Here is a 26746-nt window from a genome sequence, read left to right as displayed (position 1 = left end):
AAAATCACCTGAAAGATCTATTTTTGCTAAAATCACCGGATTTATACCGTATCGTTCCTGTAAAGCTGGGTTATACAAGTTCTAATGACATAAGAGAGATGCGAATGTATAATGAGTGTAAATAATTTGTATAAGGTTTGAATCTTCAAAAGTATTCAGTGTAAATAGGAAAAGAGTGTGAGATACATCGTGTATTCCATCAAACAGGTCGTCGAAATGCTCGATATTCCTTCTGTCACTCTGCGGGCGTGGGAGAACAGGTATCAGGCTGTTGTTCCGGAACGTACCGAATCCGGATACAGGCTGTACAGCCAGGAGAATATCGAGGACCTTCGCTGGTTGAAGGAACAGACGGAGAAGCAGGGCATCAGTATTTCCCATGCCGTGCGGATGCTGAAGATGCGTAAGCAGAAACATCTGGATGAACGTCTGAACGCGTCGGGCGGCGACCCCAGAGATGCCATTGACAAAATGAAGCAGCAGATCTATACAGCATTACACGAAATTCAGGGCGAACGGGCGGATGCATTAATTGATTTCGGGTTCTCGCTGTATGGCTATGAGGCAATGGTGTATCAGGTGCTTGTGCCGGTTCTGGTCAAGGTTGGCGATGCCTGGGAAGAAGGGACGGCAACGGTAGCCCAGGAGCATTATATGACACATATGATCTCTAACCGGCTGTCCCAGTTTTTTCATGTGTTTCCCGTTTATGCGCATTTGCCGAAGGTGCTCGCCTTTTGTCCGGCGGGAGAACATCATCAGATAGGACTGCTGCTGTTCTCGCTTTTTCTACGTAAGAACGGGGTTGAGGTCATTTACCTGGGGGCCAATACGCCCGAGGAAGGCGTTATGGATCTGCTGGAGAAGCAAGGCCGGATCGGGGCGGTATGCCTGTCCGTTACGGATGAAGAGCTTGTGCCGTACTGTGAGGATTTGCTTAAACGGCTCGGCAGCCTGCACCCGGAGCTGCAGTTCATTGTCGGCGGCAAAGCGTATGAAACGGCTGGTCCGCAAGCCACCAGGGCGACCTATAAGCTGGATGAGCCCCCGGAGCAGTGGCAAGCCTGGTTTGACCGGGAGTTTGCCGGAATACAACATCGAATATAGCTCTTAGAACCGATCGGTGCCCATTGAGGTGGCCGACCGGTTCTTTTTTTTGATTTTATAGAGGAGCACTCTAATTATTGGAAGTCCAACTGCTGATATTTACATGGCGCTGCAAAGTATGTATGATATTTGTATCATACTTGTATAGTTTTTGTATAATGTTTGAAAAGAGTTATCTGCCTCATGACAGACAGGTATAAGGAGGAAGGCGCTTGACTGGACCCAAACGTACCGCAAAAGTTGCAATAATAGGCGCAGGACCGGGCGGACTGGCCGCAGCTATGCTGCTGGCCGCCGAAGGCTACGCAGTGGATCTATATGAGAAGCAGGATACGGTTGGCGGAAGATCAGGAGAGCTCAAGCTGGGCGGGTACCGTTTTGACCGGGGGGCTACCTTTTTGATGATGCCGCATCTGCTGGAGGAGCTGTTCGCCCTGGCAGGACGTTCCGTGCATGATTATGTATCCTTGAAGCCGCTTGACCCGCTATATTCACTCCATTTCGGAGATACCGTGTTTACACCTTCTACAGACCAGGAACAGACTGCCGGAGAGATTGAGCGGCTGTTTCCCGGCAACGGGAGCGGCTACCGCCGGTTTATGGCCGATGAAGCCGATAAGCTGGAGAGAGTCATTCCGCTGCTGCAGCGTCCGTTCCAATCCCTGGGCGATTATATGAAAAGAGATGTATTGCACGCGTTGCCTAAGCTGAACGCCGCAGATAATGTATACAACCGGCTGTCCCGGTATTTTGACGATGAACGGCTGCGGTTCTCGTTTACCTTTCAGGCTAAATATCTGGGGATGTCGCCCTGGGAATGTCCCGGTACGTTCACGATCCTGTCCTACATGGAGCACCGTTACGGCTTGTACCATCCGATAGGCGGAATTAACCGTGTCCTTCAGGCGATGTCTAAGGTGATTCAGGAGCATGGCGGGCAAGTGCACACCTCCAGCGGAGTGAAGCGCATAGTCGTCAAGAACGGGCATGCGGCAGGATTGCTGCTGGAGAACGGGGAGCGGGTGGATGCGGATTACGTTGTGATCGGGGCCGACTTCGGCTCTGCGATGACGCAGCTGTTCGAGCCCGGCATTCTGAAGCGGTACACCCCCGGCAAGGTTGCCCGGAAAAGATACTCCTGTTCAACAGCCATGCTGTATCTGGGTGTCGATGGAGAGGTGGAGCTGGGTCACCATTCTGTTCATTTCTCCGCCAATTACCGGCGTAATGTCGAAGAAATTACTAAGCTGGGGGTATTATCCGAAGACCCTTCCATATACGTCCATAATCCGTCGGTTACCGATAAGACGCTGGCGCCGCCGGGCAAGTCTTCGCTCTATGTGCTGATGCCGGTGCCTAATCTGAGTGCAGAGATCAACTGGCAGCAGGAGAGTGCGGAAGTTGAAGCGCAGATGATGGAGCGTCTGGAGCAGATCCCTCAGCTTGCAGGATTAACGGGACGGGTGGAAGAGCGGCTGTTCTTCTCTCCGCTGGACTGGCAGAACAAGCTGAATGTATATAACGGCGCAACCTTCAATCTGGCCCATAATCTGGGGCAGATGATGCATTTGCGGCCGCATAACACCTTCGAGGAGGTGCGCGGCATCTGGCTGGTCGGAGGCGGAACCCATCCGGGCAGCGGCTTGCCAACGATCTTCGAGTCGGCCAAGATCAGTGCGCGGCTGCTGCGTGAGCATGACCAGGCCCTGCGAGGCAGCTTCACCGTGCCGGCCGGCGCTACCGGCGCGGGCGCGGGGGTTCCGCTATGAGCCGTGTAGCCGTTGTGGGCAGCGGAATTGGCGGGCTGACCGCAGCGCTGCTGCTTACCCGGCAGGGGCATGAGGTTGTAATGTACGAGCGCGCAAGCCAGGCGGGCGGGCGCGTCGCCTTTGAAGAACAGGGCCGCTACCGGATAGACCGCGGGCCGACCATCGTGCTGCTGCCGGAGATGCTTCTGGATATTCTGGAGGAAGGCGGGCTGCCGCGCGGAAGTCTGGAGCTGCTGCGCTGTGATCCGCTTTACCGGGTTCACTTCAGGAGCGGGCGAGTATTGACCAAATTTGCGGGGGCCGCGGAGCAGGCAGAGGAGATTGACCGGCTGTATCCTGGAGAAGGCAAGGGCTTCCTGCGGTTTATGAAAGATATGTCACAGCTGTATCCAAAGGGCAGGGCATCGTTTCTGGAGAGAGGCTATAAGAACGGACGCGAATTTTTCAGCCCGGCTAATTTGTCGCTGATGGTCCGTCTTCGGGCATACAGAAGTCTGCGCTCGGCAGTCGGGCAATATTTCCGGCATGAGGAGCTAAGGGATGCCTTCTCCCTGCAGAGCCTGTATATCGGCGGAGCCCCTTTCCGTACACCGGGAATCTATACGATGCTTCCCTACGCTGAGCATGCCTTCGGTATCTGGATGCTGAAGGGGGGATATAGCACCCTGCCGCAGATCATTGCCCGGGAGCTGGAGGGCCGCGGAGTACAGATTCATACCAGTACAGAAGTGGATTCCCTGATGGTAGAAGGAGGAAGATGCCGCGGGGTCGTCGTTCAAGGCCGGCAGATAACCTATGATGCTGTGCTGTATAACGGTGACTTCCCGCATATTGAGAAGCTGCTTCCGTCCGGGTTGTTTAAGCAGGACAAGAATCTAGCCGGAACTACAAATAAGACAAGCGGCGCTACTGATAAACCGATCCGGCGCGGCAGCTTCACACCTTCCTCAGGCTGCCTGCTCATCTATGCAGCTGTGTCCAAGCGTTGGCCGCAGTCTCAGGTTCACCAGTTCTTCTTGCCTGACAATCTGGATAGCAGTCTCCATGAGGTGTTTGACCGCGGGCAGATTCCTGCAGATTCTTCTTATTATGTGTTCAATCCGGTAGTGCTGGACGACAGTGCGGCTCCTCCCGGAGAAAGTATGCTCTATTTCCTTGTCCCTGTTCCGGCAGCAACGGATAAGGATTGGGAGGATATCGCCGAAGCGCTGGCCGGCAAGGTGCTCAGGGATGCCGAGAAGCGCGGATTCCCGGGGCTTACCGCCAGTATAGTCTGGCGCAAGCTTAGAACGCCGGCGGATGCCCGGAAGGAAGGGCTGTACGGGGGCGGCAGCTTCGGAATTGCCCCGTTGTTAAGCCAATCGGGTGTATTCCGGCCCCAGCCGAAGCCTTATCCGCTCCAAGGCCTGTATGCCGCAGGAGCATCCGTCCATCCCGGCGGGGGTGTGCCGATTGTAATGCAAGGAGCCAGGCTGGCGGTTCAAGAACTGATAAAGGAGATGAGCGGTCATGGTGAATGAAGGGATATTGCAGCAATGCGAAGAGCTGATGAAGAAAGGGTCTACTTCTTTTTATAAGGCTTTTAATTTTCTGCCAAGTCCCAGGCGTGAGGCGGTACATGTTATTTATGCCTTCTGCCGGATTATTGATGACAGTGTGGATGAGCCTGACAGCTCGCCGTACAGCATTCATGAATTGAAGGCGCATTTCAGTGATCTAGAGGCGGCAGACGGACATTTCATCTGGCCGGCGCTGCGCTGGCTGTTCAGCAGCTTCCCGCAGCTTCAGCGTGAGCCTTTTCATCTGCAGATGGAAGGCCAGATCAGAGATCTCTCCTTCACCCGGTATGAAACGCTGGAGCAGCTGAAGAGCTATTGCTATCTTGTAGCGGGGACCGTCGGGGAAATGCTGCTGCCCGTTCTGCGGGATGATCAGAATGAAGCGGCACGGGCCGCAGGGATATCTCTGGGTATAGGCATGCAGCTGGTGAATATTATCCGCGATGTGGGCGAGGACCTGCGGAGAGGACGAAGATATGTTCCGCTTGAAGTCATGGAGAGACAGGGATACAGCCAGCAGGAGCTGGAAGCCGGAGAGGTTAATGAGCCGTTTATCGCTGTGCTTGAGGAGCTCAGGGCCGAGGCGCTGCACTGGTTTGAAAAAGGACTGGAGAATGTGCATACGTATCCTTGGGAGAGCGGCATGGCAATTGAACTCGCGGCCGCCTTCTATGCCGCCATCCTTGATGCGGTAGAGGGTGACGGTTATGACGTATTCCACAAGCGGTCTTATGTCAGCGATGAAGCCAAGCTCAAGCTGTTCCGGCGTACGGTTGTGCGCTATACCGGTATACAAACCGTGGTGGTGTAATTATGATCAGAACCCTGTTTTGGATCTGGTATGCCATCGGCGCTCTGCTGCTGATCTGGTTGGGGATTCCGGAAAGTCTGCGTTTCTCGAATGGTTTATTTCTGGTCTTGTATGCTGCATATGCTGCGCATTTATTATCTGCAGGGCAAGCATGGCCCTTCATGTCTGACTGGTCAGTCATTGAAGCTGAACGCCGCCGTAAACATTCAATATGGCGTGCTGCTGGCCTGATCTGGGTGGGGGGAATGGCTGTCGAATGGGCAGGCGTTCATTCGGGCCGGTTGTTCGGCGAATATCACTACTCTGCGGTGCTCGGACCTTTGTTGTTTGGCGTGCCTGTTACACTGGGCTTCGCCTGGATCGCTGTAGTCTGCAATGCCGTACTTATCAGCTATGATTTCGGGCAGCGCGGCTTGCGCTTGCGGCTGCTGCGGGCTGTTCAGGTCGGATTCTGGACGGTGCTTCTGGATCTGGTGCTTGATCCCGTTGCCCATGCCAGGAACTTCTGGCACTGGGAAGGAATCGGCGGATTCTATCAGGTGCCCTGGAGCAACTTCGGCGGCTGGCTGATTGCCGGCGCCGCCTTGTCCATGCTGCTGCCGGCTGTGCCGGTTACCTGCCTTGCTGCCCGCCGCGGTACCCGCCTGTACCAGGCGATGCTGATTCTGTTCGGTCTTGTTAGTCTTACAGAGGGGCTGCCGGGTTGTGCAGTGATCGCCGGAGCAGGCACTGCTCTGGCTGAAGGGAGCTTGCGTTATGCTGGAAGCCGTCAAGTCGGGAAGCTTTGACCGCTTGTTCTACCGCTATAATTCACTTTATCTGCTGCGCAGGCATTTCCATTCCATCGGAATTTGCGGGGATTTGCAGCCTGCAACGGCCGAAGGCAGAGGTATTCTCTATCTCATGAATCACAGTTCATGGTGGGATGGTCTGCTCGCCTATCATGCGGCGGGTAAACTGGCCGGAAGCAGGCACTACTTCATGATGGAAGAGGAGCAGCTGCGCAAATATGCCTTCTTCCGGAAGCTTGGCGCTTATTCTATTAACTCCGGCAGTACGGGTGACCTGCGGGCTTCACTGCGGTATACAGCCGGGCTGCTGCAGGCGGGAGAGCGTGTCTGGATGTATCCGGAAGGCGAAATTCTGCCGCTGGAGCATCGTCCGCTGAGCCTGAAAGAGGGTGCAGCGCTTGTTCTGCGCCTTAGCCCGCTGACTGCTGTAGTGCCGGTAACGCTATACCATGGGTTGTTCCGTCATACCAAACCGGAAGCAACGCTGCTGGCCGGAATCCCGCAGATTCTGCCTTGGGCGGATATGAACCGCTCAGACATTGCCCGCAGCCTGGAGGCTGCGCTTGGCGGACAACTGGAGGCGCACCGCAATCAGATCCTTAATCATAAAGGTCACATGCCGGAAGAATTCAGACCGCTCCTTAAGCGGGGAAGATCGACCAACGAATGGCTTGATATACTGAGGCCGGGCAGGGGGAGCGGATGATCACGGTCTTTCAGATCATATCCGGTATACTGCTGCTCCAGCTGCTGTTTGCGCTGTGGAATGCAGCGCAGCTTCCTAAACTGGGGGCTGGGCCGGGCCCAGGGGATTCAGAAGTACAACCTATGGCGGCGTCCAAAGTACGGCGCTTGTCCGTGCTGATCCCCGCCCGGAATGAAGCGGGTAATATTGCGGAATGTCTTTCCTCAGTGCTGGCTTGCAGCACCAGCGGGATAGAGGTGGAAATCAGAGTGCTGGATGATTCTTCGACGGACGGAACCGGAGCGATTGCCGCTGCAGCCCTTGGTGACAGGGCATGTGTCCTGCGGGGACGGGAGCTGCCGGAAGGCTGGCTGGGCAAATCCCATGCCTGTGCCCAGCTGGCGGAGGCTGCAGGCGGTGACTGGCTGCTGTTCCTGGATGCGGATGTCCGCCTGCAGCCGCGGGCTTTGCAGGCGGCCCTCTCTGCGGCCGAAGCCCAGGGCGGCGGCATGGTTACTGGATTTCCCCGGCAGGTTACCGGCACATGGCTGGAGCGGCTGGTGGTTCCCCTGATGGTCTTCACGGTCATCTGCCACCTGCCGGTTCCGCTCGTCCGCAGCTCAAGAGACCCGCGTTTTGTTGCGGCGCATGGGGGCTTCATCCTGATCCGCCGGGACATTTATACCCGCTGCGGCGGGCATGAATCGATCCGTGGTGAACTGGTCGATGATATGGCGCTGGCCCGTGCGGTGAAGCGGGCGGGAGAACCGGTAATCCTAGCAGATATCACAGATCATGCTTCAATGCGGATGTATCACAATGCCAGAGAAGTGTGGAATGGCTACCGCAAGAATATCTATGCCGGTGTTGGCCGCAGCCCTGTGCTCCTGCTGGCTGTGCTTATGATGTACTTAACGCTCTATATTCTGCCGGTTATTGCAGTCTTGTACTATTGCATAAGCGGACTGCCATCGTCTGCAGTCATGCCTGCTGTTGCTGTGCTAACCGGGATTGCCATCAAGCGGATCAGTGATGCAGCCGGCAGGCAGCCGGTATGGTTCTGTCTGCTTCTGCCCGCCAGTATACTCTGCCTGTCCTTGATTGCCATGGCATCCTGGCGCGGAAGCCGGTCCCGGGGAGGCTACGAATGGAAAGGAAGGCGTTATTTATGAAACCGAAGGCTGTGATTATAGGTGCCGGATTCGGCGGGCTGTCCTGCGCGGTAACACTGGCCGTCAAAGGCTGGGAGGTAACCGTGCTGGAACGGCAGCAGCAGCCGGGCGGCAAGCTGCAGCGTGTTGAAGCGGGAGGATACACGTTCGACCGTGGTCCGAGCACCATTACGATGCCGCATGTCTTCAGTTCGTTGTATGAGCTTGCCGGAACCCGCATGGAGGACTATGTCCAGCTGTATGAACTTGAACCGCGGACCCGGAATGTATTCGCAGACGGCAAGACCGTTGATTTCTCCCGCAATATCGAGTCAATGAAGGAGCAGATTGCATCTTATAGTCCTGCAGATGCTGTACGTTATCCGGACTTTCTGGCCGAAGCCTCGCGTCTATATCAGCTCAGCGAGCAGCAGTTCCTGAACAGGCTGCTGCTGTCCTGGCGGGATAAGCTATCGCCGTCTCTTGTGCGGGACCTGCTGAGCGTTAGACCTTTTCTCAGTCTGCACGCCCTGTTGCTCCGTTATTTCAGTCATCCGAACACCCTGGCTATGCTGGGGCGTTATGCCACATATGTCGGATCTTCGCCGTATCGTGCTCCCTCGATATTTGCCATGCTGGGACATCTGGAAATCAAGGAAGGCGTATATGGTGTCAGGGGCGGAACCTATGAGCTGATCAAGGGCTTAGCCACACTTGCCGGGGAGCTGGGCGTACAGCTGATTACAGGTACGGAGGTCACGGGGATTTCTGTAGTTTCCGGCGCTGTGGAAGGTGTGGATACGGCTCAAGGATTCTATCCGGCCAAGACTGTTATAGCAGGCGGTGATGTGCTGAGCATTAACCGCATGCTGCTGCCCGAAGACAACCGTCCGGGAATGACAGACCGCAAGATTGAAGCCTACGAGCCGTCCTTATCAGGACTGGTGACGCTGGCGGGAGTACCGCGCAGATATGATACCCTGCTGCACCATACGGTCTTTTTCCCTGAGAACTATGAACAGGAATTCAAGGATATCTTTAAGCATAAACGTCCTCCGCAGCAGCCTGCGGTCTATGTATGCCACTCGGGTTATTCCGAGCCTGAGCTGGCGCCGCCGGGCGGCAGCAATCTTTTTATACTGGCCAATGCGCCGTATTTGAGCACTGCCTGTGACTGGAACGAAGAAACCGCTGCCTACGGGGAACGTGTGCTGTCCGTGCTGGAGGGGCATGGGATCACAGGGGTGTCCCAAGCGGATGTCCTGCAGCGGTATACCCCACGGGATATCGCTGAGGATACTCTGGCGCACCGCGGGGCTATTTACGGGATATCCTCCAATACGGTGAGGCAGACCTTCTCCCGCCCGGGGAACCGTTCCAGGGATGTTAAGGGACTCTGGTACGCGGGCGGAACTACGCATCCCGGAGGAGGGACGCCGGTTGTATCCTTGTCCGGAAGGCTGGTGGGTGAGTATATTGCCGGCTGTCAATAAAGACAGCAGGAATCCGCCCGCTGTCAACTGCCGGGCGGTGTTGTGCTATAATGAAATGTACTTGTGCTTAAGAAGCCTATAAGCAGCCTATAAGTAGCGTCTCATGCTACCGGACATATATGAATACAGGGGTAGAACGGAGGAAGACAGCATGAATCATATGCCGCAGGACGGTGTGCCGCGAAGTCCGGAACAGCAGGCGGGCACAGAGCACGGGGCAGCACCGCAGGCAGCAGATACTGGGGGCCATAAATCTCTGCTGCCTGACTCCAGAACCGGGGAACGGAAGATTGAGCATGTGCGGCTCTGCCTGAATGAAGACGTTACCGGCAGTGGAATTACCACCGGCTTCGAGCAGTACCGGTTCCGCCACAATGCACTCCCGGAGCTGAACTTTGAGGAGATCGGGCTCGGTACCGAATTTCTTGGCCGGAAGCTGCGGACACCGCTGCTGATCAGCTCTATGACCGGGGGGAGCGAGGCGACCGGGCACATTAACGCCCGGCTCGCCGAAGCAGCCGAGCGCCGGGGCTGGGCCCTCGGTGTAGGTTCTGTCCGCGCCGCAGTAGAGCGTGCAGAGCTGGCGGCCTCTTTCCATGTGCGCGATAAGGCACCCACGATTCCGGTCATTGCCAATGTCGGGGCGGTGCAGCTCTCCTACGGCTTCGGTGTTGAAGAGTGCCGCCGCGCGGTAGAGATTGCCGGGGCGGACTGGCTGGTTCTGCATCTGAACGGGCTGCAGGAAGTGTTCCAGCCGGAGGGAGATACCGGCTTCGCCTCCCTGCTGAAACGGATAGAGTCGTTATGCCGTAACCTTGAAGTGCCGGTAGGTATCAAAGAGGTGGGCTGGGGCATTGACGGAGAAACCGCAGCCCTGCTGTATAATGCAGGTGCTGCCTTTATCGACGTTGCCGGTGCGGGCGGCACATCCTGGAGCCAGGTAGAGAAGTTCCGCAGCACGGACCCGGTGCGGCGTGCTGCGGCGGAGGCCTTCGCGGACTGGGGGATTCCCACGGCGGAGTGCATCGGCGAGGTGCGGGCCATCTCGCCCCGCGGAGCGCTTATCGGCAGCGGCGGGCTGAAGCATGGTGTGGATGCCGCCAAGGCGCTGGCGCTGGGGGCCGATCTGGCCGGCTTCGGGCGGAATCTGCTCGGGCCGGCCGTCAGCTCCGAGGAGGCGCTGGACCGGGCGCTGGCACAGGTTGAACTGGAGCTGCGCACGGTCATGTTCGGCATCGGTGCGCCGGATCTTGCTTCCCTGCGCGGTACCCCGCGTCTTATCCGGCGTTAGAGCAAGCCGATTAATATGGAATTACAGGAAGGGCTAAAAAACAATGATTAAACTGGTCCAAATGGACGAATCAACATTTCAATTTTTCTTAAGACAATCCACCCGTGATTACGCAGAGGACAAAATAAAGGCCGGAGCCTGGGATGCTGAGACTGCCATGAAACTGTCCCAGGAAGAAATGACACGTTTCCTGCCCAGAGGACTCTACACAGAGGGGGCTTACCTCTATTCTATAGTAGAGGTTGAGAGCGAAGCTGAAGCCGGGTACATCTGGTTTAATGTGAACGAGAACCGGGGAGTCCGGGAGGCGTTCATCTACGACTTTTATATTTTTGAACCTTTCCAGAGTAAAGGGTACGGCAAGCAGTCACTGGCTGCGCTGGATGAAGAGGCCCGGAAGATGAATGTGACCCGGATCGGACTGCATGTCTTTGGCCAGAATGACCGTGCTTTTGAGCTGTATAAGAAAATGGGCTTCCTGGTTACGGATATTACGATGTCCAAAACACTCTAGGTGTAGGGTAATTAGCTGCAGCTCTTCAGTCTAGTCCGTCAGACAGGCGGAGCCTTTGAACGAGTGCCCGCCAGCCGTATCGTATATGGAGACTCCGCGAGGGGTCTTTTTTGAAATATAACAATTTATATGTTTCACGCTATCAATTATCCTTCTATTATTGGAGAAACGGATGCCGCCTCTTTCAGAGGACGACAAAGCCGTTTCTTCTTACTGAATGGATATGCCGGGGGTCCGGGAAAGTAACGGAGTCATTTCGGGCTAAGGCCTCACTGTATGCAGATTAGACACGTCCCCTTGACATCCGCTGTTGCTGGAGATTTTGTTCTAATATATAATGGTTTAGATCAGTTCGGTAATTCATGCGTTGATCAATTCAACCGAAAATAGGAGTTGTCATATAAATGGCTTTGAAAGCTGGAATCGTTGGACTTCCCAATGTAGGGAAATCGACATTATTTAATGCTATAACCCAAGCGGGGGCGGAATCCGCCAACTACCCGTTCTGCACCATCGACCCGAACGTGGGTGTCGTGGAAGTGCCGGACGAACGTCTGGATAAGCTGGTAGAGCTGGTGCAGCCGCACAAGACGGTTCCGACCGCTTTTGAATTCGTAGATATTGCCGGACTCGTGCGCGGTGCGAGCAAGGGCGAAGGTCTGGGCAACAAATTCCTGGCTCATATCCGGGAAGTGGATGCCATTGTTCATGTGGTCCGCTGCTTCGTAGATGAGAACGTAACCCATGTTGACGGCAAGGTGAATCCGATCAGCGATATTCAGACGATCAATCTGGAGCTGATTCTGGCTGACCTCGAGAGCGTCGAGAAGAAGATCGAGCGTTCCCGCAAAAATATCAAGGGCGGCGACAAGAAATTCGCTCAGGAAGTAGAAGTACTGGAGCGCGTTAAGGAAGCCCTGTATCTGGATCAGCCTGCTCGCAGCCTGGACTTATCCGATGACGAGCGTCTGATTATCCGCGATCTTCACCTGCTGACCCTGAAGCCGGTGCTGTATGCAGCGAACGTGGGCGAGGATGAAGTGGCGACTGCTGAAGAGAACCCTTATGTGAAGCAGGTACGTGAATTCGCAGCGGCTGAGAATGCTGAAGTAGTGCCGATCAGTGCCAAGGTGGAAGCGGAGATTGCCGAGCTGGAAGGCGAAGACAAGGCGATGTTCCTGGAAGAGCTGGGTCTGCAGGAATCCGGGCTGAACCGCCTGATCAAAGCAGCGTACAGACTGCTCGGCCTCTACACCTATTTCACTGCGGGCGTGCAGGAGGTCCGTGCGTGGACTATCCGTAAAGGAACCAAAGCGCCTGGAGCAGCCGGGGTTATTCATACAGACTTCGAACGCGGATTTATCCGGGCGGAAGTTGTAGCTTATACGGATCTGGTAGCAGCAGGTTCGATGAACGGTGCCAAAGAACGCGGCCAGCTGCGTCTGGAAGGCAAGGAATATCTGGTGCAGGACGGCGACGTTATGCATTTCCGCTTCAACGTATAGGAGTTTTCCAATCAGAGAATATTAGAAAGGCCATCCAAGAGTAGTGGTTTTACTTGTCGGATGGTCTTTTTGCAGGCTGTGGCTGTATAAGCTGAACTTAGGCTATTAACACCACCAAGCCAAGCCTTAATACGTTTGCGGTGGCGGAAATCAGGTAGCTTCTCTAGAATCCTGAGAATCCTGCACGTAATACAACATTTTCCACGTAAATCCGGCCGTAATCCAAAATTGTTGTATGAAAAGCAGCATTTCGCTTCCTCCGAGCGGCTTAGCGGGAAAATTGATGTATTTTATACAACAATACTCCCGGACACCCGGGTAGTGCCCCATTAAAGTTGTATTACTTACAACACTATGCCGCTACACTATTTCCTTAAGTGTCTCACTACTGCCGGCAAAGAATCATGCGGTGTATATAACTAAAATTTTTCCCATTCCAGCAGTTTGTGCTGTAGCCAATTGGCGTGAGTGGTGGTATAATATAAAGTCGTATATCTATTTCTGTTGTATCGACAATTCAAAGTGTCTATAACCGAAGAAATTGAATCAGGAGAGGTGAATTCCCTTGTTGGACCGATTGCAATCCCTGGCGGACCGCTATGAGAAACTCAGTGAACTGCTTTGTGACCCGGATGTTGCAAACGACAGTAAGAAACTGAGGGACTATTCCAAAGAACAATCCGACTTGCAGCCCGCCTTTGAGGCGTATAGCGAATATAAAAATGTAATGGAAGAGCTTGAAGCCGCCAAGATGATGCAGGCTGAGAAGCTTGATGATGAGATGAAGGAAATGGTTAAGATGGAGATTGACGACCTGTCCTCGCGCCAGGTTGTTCTGGAGGAGAAGATCCGTCTGCTCCTGCTCCCCAAAGACCCTAATGATGATAAGAACGTAATCGTGGAAATCCGCGGCGCAGCCGGCGGGGACGAAGCAGCTTTGTTTGCCTCTGACCTGTACCGGATGTATACCCGTTATGCCGATACCCAGGGCTGGCGCGTAGAGCTGATGGATGTCAACACGAACGATCTCGGCGGATTCAAGGAAGTTATCTTTCTGATCAACGGCCGTGGCGCTTACAGCAAAATGAAGTTCGAAAGCGGCGCTCACCGTGTGCAGCGTATTCCTACAACCGAATCCGGCGGACGTATTCATACTTCAACTTCTACCGTTGCGGTTATGCCGGAAGCGGAAGAATTCGAAATTGAAATTCATGACAAGGACATCCGTGTCGACACCTTCTGTTCCAGCGGTGCGGGCGGACAGTCGGTTAATACGACCAAGTCTGCGGTACGCGTAACCCATGTGCCTACAGGTATTGTGGCTACATGTCAGGACGGCAAGTCCCAGAACTCCAATAAGGAGAAGGCGCTGCAGGTGCTGCGTGCCCGTATCTCGGATTTGAAGCGTCAGGAAGAAGAAGCCAAGTACTCCGGAGAACGGAAGAGCAAAGTAGGAACCGGGGACCGCAGTGAGCGTATCCGTACTTACAACTTCCCGCAGAGCCGTGTAACGGATCACCGGATCGGCCTTACCCTGCACCGTCTGGAGCAGGTCATGAACGGAGATATCACCGAGATCATCTCGGCACTGTCTATTGCGGAACAAGCGGAATTGATGGAAAAAGGAGAATAATGCTTTGAAACACGACTCTTACGTCATGTCGGAATTGCAAAGCATCCGGGAAGCCTTTGCGGAGGCTTCTTCTTTTTTGGCCGGGCACGGATGCAATGAGCCGCAGCGCAGCAGCCAACTGCTGCTGGAGCATGTGCTGGGCTTGTCCGGAGCGGCTTATTATATGGCGCTGGCTGATCCGTTTCCGCCAGCGGTTAAGGCGCAGTGGGAAACGCTGGTCACCCGCCGGGCGGCGGGCGAACCGGTGCAGTACATCATAGGCGAGCAGGAGTTCTACGGCCGCGCCTTCGAGGTCACGCCCGATGTGCTGATTCCGCGTCCGGAGACGGAACTGCTCGTCGAGGCGATTCTGCGCTACGGCGCGGAGCTGTGGCCGGACGGGACTGTGGCGGCGCGGGGCGGAGTCGCGCAAGAAGCCGGCGGGCCCGCGGCGAGGAGATCCGCGGGCGTTGAGGCGGAGCGGCCTGCGCGGGGCGAAGCCGCGCAGGAGAGCGGGACGGCTGCGGACGAAGCAGCCCGTCCGGGGGGCGGCGCGGCGGGAACGCGCGCCGTGCGTCCGCTGACCGCCGTCGACATCGGCGCCGGAAGCGGAGCGATCTCCGTCACGCTGGCGGCGGAAGCGCCGGCGTGGCGGGTCTGCGCCGGCGACATCTCGCCCGGCGCGCTGGCCGTGGCCGGGCGCAATGCGCAGCGGCACGGCACGGCCGTTGACCTGCGGCTCGGCGATCTGCTCGAGCCGTTCGCGGGGATGGAGACTGATATTCTCGTCTCCAACCCGCCGTACATTCCCGGCGGCGACATCGCCGGGCTGCAGCGCGAAGTGCGCGACCATGAGCCGCGCACGGCACTGGACGGCGGCGGGGACGGGCTTGATCCCTACCGCCGCATGATGGAGCAGCTGCCGCTGCTCCCGGCTCCGCCGCGCCTGGTCGGCTTCGAGCTCGGCCAGGGACAGGCAGGGCAGGTGGCTGAGCTGCTGCGGGCGGCGGGCCACTGGAACGAGATCATCACGATCGAGGATCTCGCCGGAATTCCCCGGCATGTGCTGGGAATCAACCGCTAGCGTCCTAAGTCTGGATGCGGCTTCCATTAGGCAGAAACCGCCAAACGGTGAAATTGTATTTATGCTGCCCCTTCCTTTACAATAGAAATGACGGAACCTTTGTATACGGCTGCTGCCATGTCACAAGAGGAACCAGTACTGAGTAAGGAGACAGAATATGCTTCAGAAGATTAAGAAGATAGACGGCGTCATCCTGGTCATTCTTGTGCTGCTGATGGTAGTCAGCATTTTCTCCATATACAGCGTTACCCACGGGCGGGACAAGCTGGACGGATCGCATATCAAAATGATCAAATTCTATATCCTGGGCTTCATCGCCTTCCTGGGGCTGACCTTCGTCGATTATCGGCTGCTTGTTAAATATGCGCTATATGTTTACGTTACGGGGATCGGGATTCTGGTGCTGGTCAGCTTTATCGGTACAGAGCAGAACGGGGCGCAAGGCTGGATTAAATTCGGGGGCTTCAGCCTTCAGCCCGCCGAGCTGTTTAAGCTGATTCTGATCCTGTTTCTGGCTGCGGTGCTGGTCCGCAAGAATAAGAATAAGCTGCTGTTCTGGCGCGATGTTGTGCCGTTGGCTCTAATGAGCCTGTTGCCGTTTTTGATCGTACTTAGCCAAAATGACCTCGGGAACGCGCTCTCTTATGTCGTGATTCTGGTAGGCCTTCTCTGGATCGGCAATATCAAGTTTACCCACGCGCTGATCGGGCTGTTAATTATTGGCGGAAGCGCGGCTGCCGGAATCATGAGCTACATTCATTATCACGACGAAATTAAGGATTTCCTGACAGATATCGGCCGTTCTCACTGGGTAGAGCGTTTTGATCCATGGCTGGTGCCGGAAGAAGCGACGGCCAAGGCAAGCTATCATACCAAAAACGCCAAAATGGCTATAGCCTCCGGCGGTATGAGCGGCGAAGGCTATATGGAGGGCAGCTCGGTGCAGACGGATCGGGTGCCGTATACGTACTCTGATTCGATTTTTGTACAGATTGCCGAGGAATTTGGCTTTGTCGGCTCGGCGCTGGTGCTGCTGCTCTACTTTATCCTGATTCACCGGATGATTCTGATTGCGCTGGAGTGCAAGGACAGGGGCGGGCCGTTTCTGATTGTCGGCATTGTCGCGATGATGCTGTATCAGATTTTTGAGAATATCGGTGCCTTCATCGGCCTGATGCCGCTGACCGGGATTACGCTGCCGTTCATCAGCTTCGGGGGGACCTCCCTGCTAATCAACATGGCCAGCATCGGTCTGGTAATGAGCGTGCGTCTGCATGGTCAAGAGGTGGAGGAAGATCTGCCGAGTCCAACGGTCTATACCTCTCCGGCCAAGCAAGGCTAACTGTATACTATAATATCTGCCTCTGATTCATTCAGCGGTAATCCGCGTGCCGGGACTCTCCGAAATGGAAGGGTTCCGGCATTTTCTTCGTCTCTCAAATCCAAGCGGAAATTCAGTGATAGTTGTATAATGTGCAATTAAAAACAGTGAAAAGGTGTTCGTGCAGCTTATAACTGTAGTCTGTACAACTAAATCTGCCCGAATCAGCATGAACCCGGCTACTTAGGGGAGCTTAGTTGTACGAAATACAACTATACGGATAATCGGTTTTAAATCAGGCGTTTTAGTTGTACAAAGTGCAGTTAAGCTGCAGCATGTACTGTAATTACAGAGATTGGCCCACTGCAAGCCCTCAGCAAGCGGTTTACCAAAATAGTTTTCACTACTTTACTAGTTTGAATCCGGCGCTATACCAGGCTGGAACAATCGCATAAATTGTATTTACGTCTCTAGTTGTCTTACAATGGAAATTAGTGGATTCGGATCTCAGTTTATGCTGCTGCAGGCCGGTCCATAATCCGGGTAGGGTAAGGAGTATTCCGATGTTACAGAGAATCAGGCGGATTGACGGCTCCATCGTATTGATTTTGCTCTTGCTGATGTGTGTCAGTATTTTCTCGATATACAGCGTCACTCATGGGAGAGTTGATCTGGATGGCACACACATACGGATGATTCAGTACTATGTGCTGGGTTTTGTTGCTTTTTTTCTGCTTACCCTGTTTGATTACCGCCTTCTGGTCCGGTATGGACTCTATATTTACATCCTCGGGATCGGTATTCTGCTGCTGGTCAGCTTTATCGGCAAGGTGAAAAATGGCGCCCAGGGCTGGATCGGCATCGGTGAATTAAGCATTCAGCCGGCGGAGCTGTTTAAGCTGATCCTGATTCTTTTTCTGACCACTGTACTTGTCCGCAAACAAAGAAATCCGCTGCGCTTCTGGCGTGATGTGGTGCCGCTTAGCTTAATCGCCCTGATGCCGTTCGCGCTGGTCATCATCCAGAATGATCTGGGCAATGCGCTCAGCTATATCGTGATTCTGCTGGGGCTTTTGTGGATCGGGAATATTAAATTCTTACATGCTCTGATCGGGATGGTTATTCTGGCGGGATCGGTGCTGGGCTTCATTCTGTGCTATACCCACTATCATGAGCAGACGGTAAGCTTCATAGAGCAGACGCTGGGCCGGGACCATTTCATCAGGCGCTTTGATCCCTGGCTGGTGCCGGATCTGGCAAGCAGCGATGCGAGTTATCAGACCAAGAATGCCAAGACAGCGATTGCTTCGGGCGGCCTCAGCGGTGAAGGTTATCTGCAGGGCGGCACCGTGCAAAGCGACCGGGTACCCTATCTGTATTCTGAATCGATTTTTGTGCAGATCGGCGAAGAATTCGGCTTCCTGGGTGCAGCGGTGCTGCTGATGCTCTTTTTTATCCTGATCCATAGACTCATTATGATTGCCCTGGAATGCAGGGACCGCGGCGGGCCTCTCCTGATTGTCGGGATCGTAGCTATGCTGCTGTATCAGATTCTGGAGAATATCGGGGCAATGATCGGGCTGATGCCGCTGACGGGGATTACGCTTCCTTTTATCAGCTATGGAGGAACCTCGATTCTGATCAACATGGCCTGTATGGGGATTGCCATGAGCGTGCGGCTCTACGGACAGGATGTGGAGGATGATCTGCCGCTTCCGCTGCCCAGGCTGAAGGATGAGCCTACTTTATTCTTAAAATCATAGATTAATAGGTTTGCAGTCTCTCATTCCCGGACATACTGGGGACATAAGAGTTTCAGAGGGAGAGGGGCTGCGCAAGATGAATAACGATCAGCTGAATAAAAGTGATTCCCTGCGGATTACATTTAAGTATACTGCCATTTTAATTTGTTTTTTTATGATTCTGATGATGGCCTGGGAAGGGCAAAAAAGCGATGCTGCCGTAGCGGAGGTGTCCATACCGCAGGAGTCGATCCGTCTGCGCATTCTGGCGAATTCGGATGGTGCGGGAGATCAGCTGGTCAAGCGCCAGATCCGTGACAGTGTGGTGGAGCAGATTAACCAGTGGGTAGCCGGGCTGGAGGATCCCCAGAGTCTGGAGCAGGCGCGGGCGCTGATTCAGAGCCATCTCCCGGAACTGAATGACCTGGTGGGCGGAGAGCTTGCGCGGCGGGGAATCGAATATAGTTATAAGGTCGAACTGGGCACCGTACCTTTTCCGACAAAAATGTATGGTGGCCGGGTCTATCCTGCCGGGGAATATGAAGCGCTGCGGGTCACGCTTGGTGCAGGCAAAGGCCAGAATTGGTGGTGTGTGCTGTTTCCGCCGCTCTGCTTCATTGATGCCGGATCGGGTGATGCGGCAGCTGCGGAACCCGCAGCAGACAAGAAGGCTTCGGCGGTCTCCGCTAAGGCTTCCGGAGACGGAGCCAAGGTGAAAACGGCGGAGGCGGGGGCCGCTAAGGCTGCTTCCGGGGTCACGGCTTCGTCCGGCGGGGACGGCGGTGCGGACGCTGATGCAGAAGCGCCGAAGGTGAAGTTCTTCGTATGGGAGCTGCTGCAGAATTTGTGGAGCTGGATCTGCGGGCTATTCTCTTAGAATGGCGCGGGACCTGCGGCAGGCTAATTTTGAAATCTACAGTTTTCCTGCCGGATATGGTACGATAAATGCAGAACTTGAGCGGAAGTGGCTGCGGCTCCACCTGGTGGAGCCGTTTTTGGCTTTTCCTGTCCCTTGAATTCTGCAGTGATTAAAGAGGAAAGCTTGTGATGAGAGATGACCGAATTTGAAAATTCTTCGTTCGCGGTCCAGCGCCGGAGCGGCAATATAGATGCAACACTTTACTGGAGTTTAACTACCGGGGACACCGGAGCTGCTGCGGGGCAGGACATGCCTTCTGGGCTGTCTGGCGGCAGTGACAGGGAGGCCATCGCCGCAGCGGCAGCTATGCTGCGGAGCGGGGGCACGGTTGCTTTTCCGACCGAAACGGTCTACGGATTGGGGGCGGATGCCCGGAATACCTCCGCTGTAGAAGCGGTATTCGCGGCCAAAGGCCGCCCCTCCGACAACCCGCTGATCGTGCATATTGCCCGGTGGGAAGATCTGGAGGAGCTGGTCCTAGAAGTGCATCCGGTAGCCTCCGCGCTGATCGATGCCTTCTGGCCCGGCCCGCTGACGCTGGTGCTGCCGGTCCGTCCCGGCGTGCTCTCGCCGCTGGTTACGGCGGGGCTGGATACGGTCGGCGTGCGCATGCCGGGTCATCCGGTAGCGCTGGCGCTGCTGCGCGCCGCGGAATGCCCGGTTGCCGCGCCCAGCGCCAACCGCTCCGGGCGGCCGAGTCCTACGCTGGCCGCCCATGTGATGGAAGACCTCGCCGGCTATATCGGCGGGGTTCTGGACGGCGGCGCAGCCGGGGTCGGCCTGGAGTCGACCGTGGTGCAGGTGCAGCCGGACGGGACGGTAGCGGTGCTCCGTCCCGGGGGCATCACCGCCGAGCAGCTCGCGGCGGTGGCGGGTGCCGGGGCTGTGGCCTCAGCCCCGGCCCCGGGCCCGGCGCCGCGCGCGCCGGGCATGAAGTACACGCACTATGCCCCGCGCGGCGCGCTTGGCATCGTACGCGGCTCCTCCGCGCAGCGCGTGGCGGAGACCGCCGCAAGCCTGCTGCAGGCGGCGCAGCGGGAGGGCGAGATCACGGGCCTGCTCCTCTTCGAGGAGCATAGGGCCCTGTATCCCGCCGTCCCGGCCGCCTGCATCGTTTCTCTCGGCTCGTTAGCCTCGCCGGAGGAAGCGGCCCGCTCCCTGTATGCCGCCTTGCGGCGCTTCGATGAAGCGGGAGCGACCTACATTCTGGCCGAGGCCTGCCCGGTCACCGGCCTCGGCGCAGCCATTATGAACCGGCTCATGAAAGCCGCCGGTGAATCGGTAATCGACGCCGGTTAACAGCCTCTTCCCGGCCCTGCCATTCACCTCACAGTCATGAATACCATCTTGTCCGCATATCGTTGTTGTACAAGAACTTACGGACTTTGGGGGTATATTCATGGGCATAGGCGGAATATATGAGGGCTGGGGCCAGCTCGTAACAATTGCCATTATGGCGGTTGCGCTGGGGATGGATGCATTCTCGCTCGGTGTGGGGATCGGGATGAGGGGCATCCGTCTGCTGCATGTGCTGCAGCTCAGTCTGCTCATAGCTTTTTTTCATGTGCTGATGCCGCTGCTCGGCTTGTTCACAGGCAGTTATGTCGGCCATCTGCTGGGTCAGGTAACGACCTATGCGGCCGGAGGCTTGCTGGTTCTGCTGGGCGGGCATATGATCCTGAATTCATTCCGCAAGGATGACGGCGGGAGCCGGCCGGTGGATCACCGGACCGTCTGGGGGATGCTGCTGATCTCACTCAGTGTGAGTGTGGATTCCTTTTCGGTCGGGGTTTCACTGGGGATGTTTGTGAATAGTATTATTATTACAGTGCTGGCCTTTGGTGTCTGCGGCGGCATGATGTCCATTACCGGACTGCTGCTGGGCCGGAGAGTGAGCCGCGGGCTCGGGGATTACGGTGAGGCGCTGGGCGGAGCCATACTTTTGGCGTTTGGCTTGCTGTTCATCTTCTGATACAATAACGGCAATACAAATAAACAGAAGATTTGATTCTTCAGTTCATTGTAAATGGTTGATTAATCCGAAATTATATTTCTACCGGAGGTGGAAAGTATGCTGCATATTTTATTCGTCTGCACAGGAAATACCTGCCGCAGCCCTATGGCTGAAGGTCTTCTGCGGAAGCTTGCGAGGGAGCGGGGGATCGATGTGGAGGTACGGTCTGCCGGAGTTTCTGCCATTTCAGGTACTTCCATATCCAGACATGCTGCCGGAATCCTGCAGGATGAAGGCATTGACGATCGAATAGTATCCTCGCAGCTGACTGGAGAGGCTGTCCACTGGGCTGATCTGGTGCTTACCCTGACAGGGGGGCATAAGCGGCATTTGCTGCAATATTTCCCTGACGCAGTTAACAAGACTTATACGCTTAAGGAATATGTGCATACGCAAGAGTCTGTGAACGCCGATATCCGTGAGTTGGATAGCCTGTATGCAGATGCAGAACTGAGCATTTCACTGGGCGGGGAGCCGAGCGCCGCTGATTTGCAGCGGATTATTGAGATCCGGCAACGTATTCCAAGCTTCGATATCAGTGATCCGTTCGGCGGTTCCCGTGAAGATTATGAGCTTACGGCTGCTGAAATCCGGACTGCACTGTACAGCTTGCTGGATAAGCTGGAATCCTTACGCCGGCTGTGAAGGTGGTTGATTTTTCGCCGCTTATCCCTTAAGATGAAATAAATATAATCCGGTTCCGGTGTAACTGGCGACAAGTGTGGATCAAACCACGATGGAGCACCTGGAATAAACGGCCGGTCGCCTGGGCAAAAGAGCACATCCGCAGATTGGCTGCGGACTGCTCTTTTTTCTTTAAAATATAAGAATTTACATGTTTTACACGGTAACTTATTCTTCTATTTCTCGCTGAAACGATGCCGTCCTTTGAAGCACGGCGCCGCCGTTTCTGCTTGAATGTCGCATTCTTTTGATATCTGGAAGCATAATCAGCACTCGAAGGAGGCAATCAAATGGATGAGGTCCTGAAACAGGACACTGGTGAAAGCCAAGCATCCGGTACACGATCTGCGCAGGCGCAGCAGTCAGGCGGCGGTGAATTATCTTTGGCCGCTGCCACTGCTGCGGTAACGCGCGAACTGGCGGAAGCGGGTAAGCTCGGTCCGGGTAAAATTCTCGTCGTCGGGGCCAGCACCAGTGAAGTGGCCGGTGTGCGGATTGGTACCGGTGGCGCGCTGGAGGTTGCCCAGCAGCTGCTGCAGGGGATCACTCAGGCTGCTGCTGAATTCGGCTTTCATACCGTGTACCAATGCTGTGAGCATCTGAACCGTTCACTGGTTATGGAACGTTCTTTGCTGGAATCGCTTGGGCTTAGAGAGGTTTCGGCGGTGCCGGTTCCGGGAGCCGGAGGTTCGATGGCTGCGGCTGCTTACCGCTCTATGGCAGATCCGGTGCTGGCCGAATCCATCCAGGCCCACGCCGGTATTGATATCGGGGAAACGCTAATCGGCATGCATCTCCGCCGTGTAGCCGTGCCTTTCCGGCCAAGCCTGCGCTATATCGGGGCAGCCCGGGTGAACGCAGCGTGGAGCAGACCTCCGCTAATCGGCGGTGAACGGGCAGTGTACCGTGCGCCGGAGACAAGCGGCTCTGCAAACTGTGACTGAGAGTAGCTTATACCACTGGTTTCGTCTTAACACCACATAAATTAGAGTAACAGGGAGGAAATAAGAAACATGGAACAATTACGTAAGAGTGACCCGGCAGTACTGGAAGCGATGGGCTTGGAACTGAGCCGTCAGCGTGCAAACATTGAACTCATAGCTTCAGAGAATATTGTAAGTGAAGCCGTAATGGAAGCCATGGGCTCCGTGCTTACGAACAAATACGCCGAAGGTTATCCCGGCAAACGTTATTATGGCGGCTGTGAAGATGTGGATATCGTGGAGAACCTGGCCCGTGACCGTGCCAAGCAGCTGTTTGGCGCTGAACATGTCAATGTGCAGCCGCATTCCGGCGCACAGGCTAACATGGCTGTTTACCTTGCAGCGCTTAATCCGGGTGACACTGTACTTGGTATGAATCTGGCACATGGCGGCCATTTGACCCACGGCAGCCCGGTCAATGCTTCCGGTATCCTGTACAACTTTGTGGCGTATGGCGTACAGGAAGACACATTCCTGATTGATTATGATGAAGTACGTAAAGCAGCGTTCAAGCACCGTCCCAAAATGATTGTAGCCGGAGCCAGCGCGTATCCGCGGACTATCGATTTTGCCGCACTCGCTTCCATTGCGAATGATGTGGGAGCTCTATTTATGGTCGATATGGCCCACATTGCCGGATTGGTTGCTGCCGGTGTTCACCCTAGCCCTGTTCCTCATGCCCACTTCGTCACTACAACTACGCATAAAACCTTGCGTGGACCCCGTGGAGGTATGATTCTGTGTAGACAGCCATGGGCTGCTGCCATTGATAAAGCGGTATTCCCTGGTTCCCAGGGCGGTCCTTTGATGCATGTGATTGCTTCCAAAGCCGTTTCATTCGGTGAAGCGCTGCAGCCATCGTTCAAGACTTATGCCGAGAATGTAGTGAAGAATGCCAAAGTTCTCGCAGAGACGCTGATCAGCGAAGGCGTTAATATTGTTTCAGGCGGTACGGATAACCATCTGATGCTGCTCGATACCCGCAATCTGAGCATTACCGGCAAGGATGCCGAGAAGGTGCTTGATTCCATCGGGATTACAGTCAACAAGAACGCGATTCCGTTCGATCCAACCAGTCCGTTTGTAACAAGCGGAATCCGCATTGGTACACCTGCTGTTACATCGCGTGGTATGGACGAGACTGCCATGGTAACGATCGGCCGGATTATTGCGAATGTGCTGAAGAATCCGAAGGATGATGCTAATTTGACTCAGGCTGCACGTGAGGTGGCCGAGCTTACTGAAAAGTATCCGATCTATCCCGAATTGCAGTATTAATATTAAGCTGTTTGTTCAGCCTTTGCGGGTCCGGTATAACCGGATTCCACAAAGGCTTTTTTGATATTTTATGTCTTCCTGTGCTTTACGGCCGCTTTCTGTTGCATAATGTTCACAAATCACAGTAAGAAAATGACATGAATTATTATGTAATAATCATGAAAGTTCATGGAATTTTCAATAAAAGTAGTGAAAGAAATGTGAATAGTATTAAAAGCGCTTAATCGCACAAACTAAGTTTTGTTTTATATCCAGAGCCCTGGGGGAATTCCCTAAACTTTCCGGGTAGCGTTGAACTTTGGGAAAGCTACATTTGCAGGTGGCTTTGCCCTTCTGTAGGTGAAAAGCGGCCTTGGTGATGATATAATAGACAAGATTTAGCCATGCGGGAAGCAAAGCGCTTACTCTGGCTATAAATAAGACTTACAATTACCGGAGGGACAAAATGGGAAAATTGGTGATTTGCGATCATCCATTGATTCAGCACAAACTAACATTTATTCGCGATGTGCGGACCAACACGAAAGAATTCAGAGAGCATGTCGATGAAGTAGCAACACTTATGGCCTATGAGATTACGCGTGATATTCCGCTCGAGACCATTACGGTGCAGACGCCGGTGGCTGAAACGCAGAGCAAAGTGATCTCGGGAAGAATGCTGGGACTGATTCCGATTCTGCGTGCCGGCCTTGGCATGCTTGAAGGCGTCCTGAAGCTGCTTCCGGCAGCGAAGGTAGGACATGTCGGGCTATTCCGTGATCCGGAAACGCTGCAGCCGGTTGAATATTACATTAAGCTTCCTACAGATGTGCAGGAACGCGAACTGATCGTAATCGATCCGATGCTGGCTACAGGCGGCTCTGCAATTGCGGCCATTACCTCGCTTAAGAACCGCGGATGCACCCAGATTAAGATGATGAACCTGATTGCTGCTCCCGAAGGAGTTGCTGCGGTACAAGCTGCTCATCCGGATGTAGATATCTATGTAGCTGCACTTGATGATCATTTGAATGATCATGGTTATATTGTCCCAGGCCTCGGAGATGCCGGCGACAGACTGTATGGAACCAAGTAATAATACCCTTGAGGTATTAATAGAACAAACACAATTTCTGTAGTCTTCAGAAGAGAGGGTAGGGGTTATGTCCAAAATTAAAGTAATGACGATTTTCGGAGTGCGCCCCGAGGCGATCAAGATGGCGCCTCTGGTTCTGGAACTGAACAGGCACCCTGAGCAGATTGAATCCATTGTCTGTGTAACTGCGCAGCACCGTGAACTGCTTGACCAGGTGCTGGAGGTATTCAAAATTACACCGGATTATGATCTGGACGTAATGAAGGACCGCCAGACACTTAATGAAATCACCATCCGGGTGCTTGAAGGACTAGAGCCGGTGCTTCGCGAGGTCAAACCTGACCTGGTGCTGGTACACGGGGACACACTGACCACTTTCCTGGCCAGCTATGCGTCTTTCCTGCAGCAAATTCAGGTTGGGCATGTGGAAGCAGGTCTTCGGACATGGAACAAGCTTTCCCCTTATCCGGAGGAAATGAACCGCCAGCTGACTGGCGTGCTTGCCGATCTGCATTTTGCGCCGACCGATTGGTCAGCAGGCAACCTGAGACACGAGAACAAAAAAGAATCAAGTATTTATATCACAGGCAACACTGTAACTGATGTGTTTCAATATACCGTACAGCCGGACTACCGGCATCCTGTATTGGATTTTGCTTCAGGAAAAAGACTTATTTTGATGACGGCGCACCGCAGAGAATCCCAAGGCGAACCGCACCGTCATATTTTCCGTGCTGTCAAAAGAATCGCTGATGAATTTGAAGATGTAGCCATTGTGTATCCTGTGCACCCGAGTCCGGCAGTGAAGGAACCGGCGCATGAGATCCTCGGCGGACACCCTAGAATTAAGCTGATTGATCCGCTGGATGTCGTTGACCTGCATAATTTTTATCCGCATACCCACCTGATATTGACCGATTCCGGCGGCCTGCAGGAGGAAGCTCCCTCCTTTGGAGTTCCTGTGCTTGTGCTGCGTGATACAACCGAGCGCCCGGAAGGGATCGAGGCCGGAACTTTGGAGCTTGTGGGGACGGACGAGGAGAAGGTGTATCAACGGACACATGCTCTGCTGACCGATCAGAATCTGTATCAGTCCATGAGCCGGGCCGCCAACCCGTATGGAGACGGCAAAGCCTCCGAGAGAATTGTCAATGCGATTTTGCACCATTTCGGAGCTGTTAAAGAACGTCCGGAAGAGTTTCACAGAATGTTCACAAATAATAAATGATGGCTCAACAACTAATATACTAAAGTAAATAAAAGCAGCATACAGTGAAACTGTACGGTTTATATGGTTTTGGTATGTTTTGCTGTGATTATTTTCATGTTTTCAAGCGCTTTTGAGCAATTTTCGGTGA

At 54.5% G+C, this 26746-nt stretch carries 23 protein-coding genes and 1 riboswitch; all 23 genes read left to right on the top strand.

The annotated features are described in order from the left end of the window. Positions 1-177 precede the first annotated feature (177 nt). The 23 genes from PBOR_RS32585 to wecB all read left to right on the top strand — a co-directional run bounded on the left by PBOR_RS32585 (position 178) and on the right by wecB (position 26616). Positions 178-1107, top strand: a complete 930-nt coding sequence (locus PBOR_RS32585) for a MerR family transcriptional regulator (RefSeq protein ID WP_245647965.1) — start codon at positions 178-180, stop codon at positions 1105-1107. Positions 1108-1319: 212 nt separating this feature from the next. Beyond that, complete coding sequence (locus tag PBOR_RS32580) at positions 1320-2876, top strand: phytoene desaturase family protein (RefSeq protein ID WP_081972276.1); 1557 nt, start codon at positions 1320-1322, stop codon at positions 2874-2876. Beyond that, complete coding sequence (locus PBOR_RS32575; protein ID WP_042218141.1) at positions 2873-4396, top strand: phytoene desaturase family protein; 1524 nt, start codon at positions 2873-2875, stop codon at positions 4394-4396. The genes PBOR_RS32580 and PBOR_RS32575 overlap by 4 nt, the downstream gene beginning before the upstream one ends. Then, positions 4386-5246: a phytoene/squalene synthase family protein gene (locus PBOR_RS32570; protein WP_042218140.1), complete on the top strand. Its 861-nt coding sequence runs from the start codon at positions 4386-4388 to the stop codon at positions 5244-5246. Before PBOR_RS32575 ends, PBOR_RS32570 begins: the two co-directional genes overlap by 11 nt. A gap of 2 nt (positions 5247-5248) precedes the next feature. Beyond that, positions 5249-6034 (top strand): carotenoid biosynthesis protein, encoded by a 786-nt coding sequence (locus tag PBOR_RS32565; protein ID WP_042218138.1) that lies wholly within the window; start codon positions 5249-5251, stop codon positions 6032-6034. Beyond that, positions 6003-6743, top strand: a complete 741-nt coding sequence (locus PBOR_RS32560) for a lysophospholipid acyltransferase family protein (protein WP_042218137.1) — start codon at positions 6003-6005, stop codon at positions 6741-6743. Before PBOR_RS32565 ends, PBOR_RS32560 begins: the two co-directional genes overlap by 32 nt. Then, positions 6740-7894 (top strand): glycosyltransferase family 2 protein, encoded by a 1155-nt coding sequence (locus tag PBOR_RS32555; protein WP_052429740.1) that lies wholly within the window; start codon positions 6740-6742, stop codon positions 7892-7894. The genes PBOR_RS32560 and PBOR_RS32555 overlap by 4 nt, the downstream gene beginning before the upstream one ends. Then, positions 7891-9366, top strand: coding sequence for a phytoene desaturase family protein (locus PBOR_RS32550; RefSeq protein WP_042218135.1), 1476 nt, complete (start codon positions 7891-7893; stop codon positions 9364-9366). Before PBOR_RS32555 ends, PBOR_RS32550 begins: the two co-directional genes overlap by 4 nt. A 151-nt stretch (positions 9367-9517) precedes the next feature. After that, positions 9518-10657 carry a type 2 isopentenyl-diphosphate Delta-isomerase gene (gene fni / locus PBOR_RS32545; protein WP_081972275.1) on the top strand — a complete coding sequence of 380 codons (1140 nt, stop codon included), beginning with the start codon at positions 9518-9520 and terminating at the stop codon, positions 10655-10657. Positions 10658-10718: 61 nt separating this feature from the next. Then, entirely contained in the window at positions 10719-11171 is a 453-nt protein-coding gene (locus PBOR_RS32540) for a GNAT family N-acetyltransferase (RefSeq protein WP_042220174.1), read from the top strand. Positions 11172-11575: 404 nt separating this feature from the next. Next, entirely contained in the window at positions 11576-12676 is a 1101-nt protein-coding gene (gene ychF, locus PBOR_RS32535; RefSeq protein ID WP_042218133.1) for a redox-regulated ATPase YchF, read from the top strand. Between the two features lie 565 nt (positions 12677-13241). After that, positions 13242-14309 (top strand): peptide chain release factor 1, encoded by a 1068-nt coding sequence (gene prfA / locus PBOR_RS32530; protein WP_039309100.1) that lies wholly within the window; start codon positions 13242-13244, stop codon positions 14307-14309. Positions 14310-14313: 4 nt separating this feature from the next. Continuing rightward, positions 14314-15372 carry a N5-glutamine methyltransferase family protein gene (locus PBOR_RS32525; protein ID WP_042218132.1) on the top strand — a complete coding sequence of 353 codons (1059 nt, stop codon included), beginning with the start codon at positions 14314-14316 and terminating at the stop codon, positions 15370-15372. A gap of 157 nt (positions 15373-15529) precedes the next feature. Then, entirely contained in the window at positions 15530-16714 is a 1185-nt protein-coding gene (locus PBOR_RS32520; RefSeq protein ID WP_042218130.1) for an FtsW/RodA/SpoVE family cell cycle protein, read from the top strand. A 542-nt stretch (positions 16715-17256) separates the two neighbouring features. Continuing rightward, positions 17257-18456: an FtsW/RodA/SpoVE family cell cycle protein gene (locus PBOR_RS32515; protein ID WP_042218128.1), complete on the top strand. Its 1200-nt coding sequence runs from the start codon at positions 17257-17259 to the stop codon at positions 18454-18456. Between the two features lie 76 nt (positions 18457-18532). Continuing rightward, entirely contained in the window at positions 18533-19312 is a 780-nt protein-coding gene (spoIIR, locus tag PBOR_RS32510; RefSeq protein ID WP_042218126.1) for a stage II sporulation protein R, read from the top strand. A gap of 177 nt (positions 19313-19489) precedes the next feature. Next, positions 19490-20653: an L-threonylcarbamoyladenylate synthase gene (locus PBOR_RS32505; protein WP_042218125.1), complete on the top strand. Its 1164-nt coding sequence runs from the start codon at positions 19490-19492 to the stop codon at positions 20651-20653. 100 nt (positions 20654-20753) lie between these two features. Then, entirely contained in the window at positions 20754-21326 is a 573-nt protein-coding gene (locus tag PBOR_RS32500; RefSeq protein WP_042218123.1) for a manganese efflux pump MntP, read from the top strand. A gap of 99 nt (positions 21327-21425) precedes the next feature. Further along, complete coding sequence (locus PBOR_RS32495; RefSeq protein WP_042218122.1) at positions 21426-22013, top strand: low molecular weight protein arginine phosphatase; 588 nt, start codon at positions 21426-21428, stop codon at positions 22011-22013. 50 nt (positions 22014-22063) lie between these two features. Next, positions 22064-22147, top strand: a riboswitch (ZMP/ZTP riboswitch). 195 nt (positions 22148-22342) lie between these two features. Beyond that, the gene (locus PBOR_RS32490) at positions 22343-22996 is read left to right on the top strand and encodes a TIGR01440 family protein (RefSeq protein ID WP_081972274.1); all 654 of its coding nucleotides are present in this window, start codon (positions 22343-22345) and stop codon (positions 22994-22996) included. A 69-nt stretch (positions 22997-23065) separates the two neighbouring features. Next, positions 23066-24313, top strand: coding sequence for a serine hydroxymethyltransferase (gene glyA, locus PBOR_RS32485; RefSeq protein ID WP_042218120.1), 1248 nt, complete (start codon positions 23066-23068; stop codon positions 24311-24313). Positions 24314-24758: 445 nt separating this feature from the next. Continuing rightward, positions 24759-25388: a uracil phosphoribosyltransferase gene (gene upp / locus PBOR_RS32480; protein WP_042218118.1), complete on the top strand. Its 630-nt coding sequence runs from the start codon at positions 24759-24761 to the stop codon at positions 25386-25388. A 67-nt stretch (positions 25389-25455) separates the two neighbouring features. After that, positions 25456-26616: a non-hydrolyzing UDP-N-acetylglucosamine 2-epimerase gene (gene wecB, locus PBOR_RS32475; protein ID WP_039309304.1), complete on the top strand. Its 1161-nt coding sequence runs from the start codon at positions 25456-25458 to the stop codon at positions 26614-26616. Positions 26617-26746 lie beyond the last annotated feature (130 nt).

It is taken from the genome of Paenibacillus borealis, from assembly GCF_000758665.1.
GTDB classification, from domain to species: Bacteria; Bacillota; Bacilli; order Paenibacillales; family Paenibacillaceae; genus Paenibacillus_AQ; species Paenibacillus_AQ borealis.
The sequence above is the reverse complement of the archived record's forward strand: the minus strand, read 5'-3'. Positions and strand labels throughout refer to the sequence as shown.

What these genes read in the sequence shown, in the direction of transcription:
- PBOR_RS32515 (WP_042218128.1), top strand. Translation starts at nt 17,257, where the DNA reads ATGTTACAGAGAATCAGGCGGATTGACGGCTCCATCGTATTGATTTTG.
- PBOR_RS32560 (WP_042218137.1), top strand. Translation starts at nt 6,003, where the DNA reads ATGCTGGAAGCCGTCAAGTCGGGAAGCTTTGACCGCTTGTTCTACCGC.
- PBOR_RS32505 (WP_042218125.1), top strand. Translation starts at nt 19,490, where the DNA reads ATGACCGAATTTGAAAATTCTTCGTTCGCGGTCCAGCGCCGGAGCGGC.
- PBOR_RS32495 (WP_042218122.1), top strand. Translation starts at nt 21,426, where the DNA reads ATGCTGCATATTTTATTCGTCTGCACAGGAAATACCTGCCGCAGCCCT.
- ychF (WP_042218133.1), top strand. Translation starts at nt 11,576, where the DNA reads ATGGCTTTGAAAGCTGGAATCGTTGGACTTCCCAATGTAGGGAAATCG.
- fni (WP_081972275.1), top strand. Translation starts at nt 9,518, where the DNA reads ATGAATCATATGCCGCAGGACGGTGTGCCGCGAAGTCCGGAACAGCAG.
- PBOR_RS32570 (WP_042218140.1), top strand. Translation starts at nt 4,386, where the DNA reads ATGGTGAATGAAGGGATATTGCAGCAATGCGAAGAGCTGATGAAGAAA.
- PBOR_RS32500 (WP_042218123.1), top strand. Translation starts at nt 20,754, where the DNA reads ATGGGCATAGGCGGAATATATGAGGGCTGGGGCCAGCTCGTAACAATT.
- spoIIR (WP_042218126.1), top strand. Translation starts at nt 18,533, where the DNA reads ATGAATAACGATCAGCTGAATAAAAGTGATTCCCTGCGGATTACATTT.
- PBOR_RS32550 (WP_042218135.1), top strand. Translation starts at nt 7,891, where the DNA reads ATGAAACCGAAGGCTGTGATTATAGGTGCCGGATTCGGCGGGCTGTCC.
- PBOR_RS32575 (WP_042218141.1), top strand. Translation starts at nt 2,873, where the DNA reads ATGAGCCGTGTAGCCGTTGTGGGCAGCGGAATTGGCGGGCTGACCGCA.
- PBOR_RS32555 (WP_052429740.1), top strand. Translation starts at nt 6,740, where the DNA reads ATGATCACGGTCTTTCAGATCATATCCGGTATACTGCTGCTCCAGCTG.
- PBOR_RS32565 (WP_042218138.1), top strand. Translation starts at nt 5,249, where the DNA reads ATGATCAGAACCCTGTTTTGGATCTGGTATGCCATCGGCGCTCTGCTG.
- wecB (WP_039309304.1), top strand. Translation starts at nt 25,456, where the DNA reads ATGTCCAAAATTAAAGTAATGACGATTTTCGGAGTGCGCCCCGAGGCG.
- PBOR_RS32520 (WP_042218130.1), top strand. Translation starts at nt 15,530, where the DNA reads ATGCTTCAGAAGATTAAGAAGATAGACGGCGTCATCCTGGTCATTCTT.
- PBOR_RS32490 (WP_081972274.1), top strand. Translation starts at nt 22,343, where the DNA reads ATGGATGAGGTCCTGAAACAGGACACTGGTGAAAGCCAAGCATCCGGT.
- PBOR_RS32540 (WP_042220174.1), top strand. Translation starts at nt 10,719, where the DNA reads ATGGACGAATCAACATTTCAATTTTTCTTAAGACAATCCACCCGTGAT.
- upp (WP_042218118.1), top strand. Translation starts at nt 24,759, where the DNA reads ATGGGAAAATTGGTGATTTGCGATCATCCATTGATTCAGCACAAACTA.
- glyA (WP_042218120.1), top strand. Translation starts at nt 23,066, where the DNA reads ATGGAACAATTACGTAAGAGTGACCCGGCAGTACTGGAAGCGATGGGC.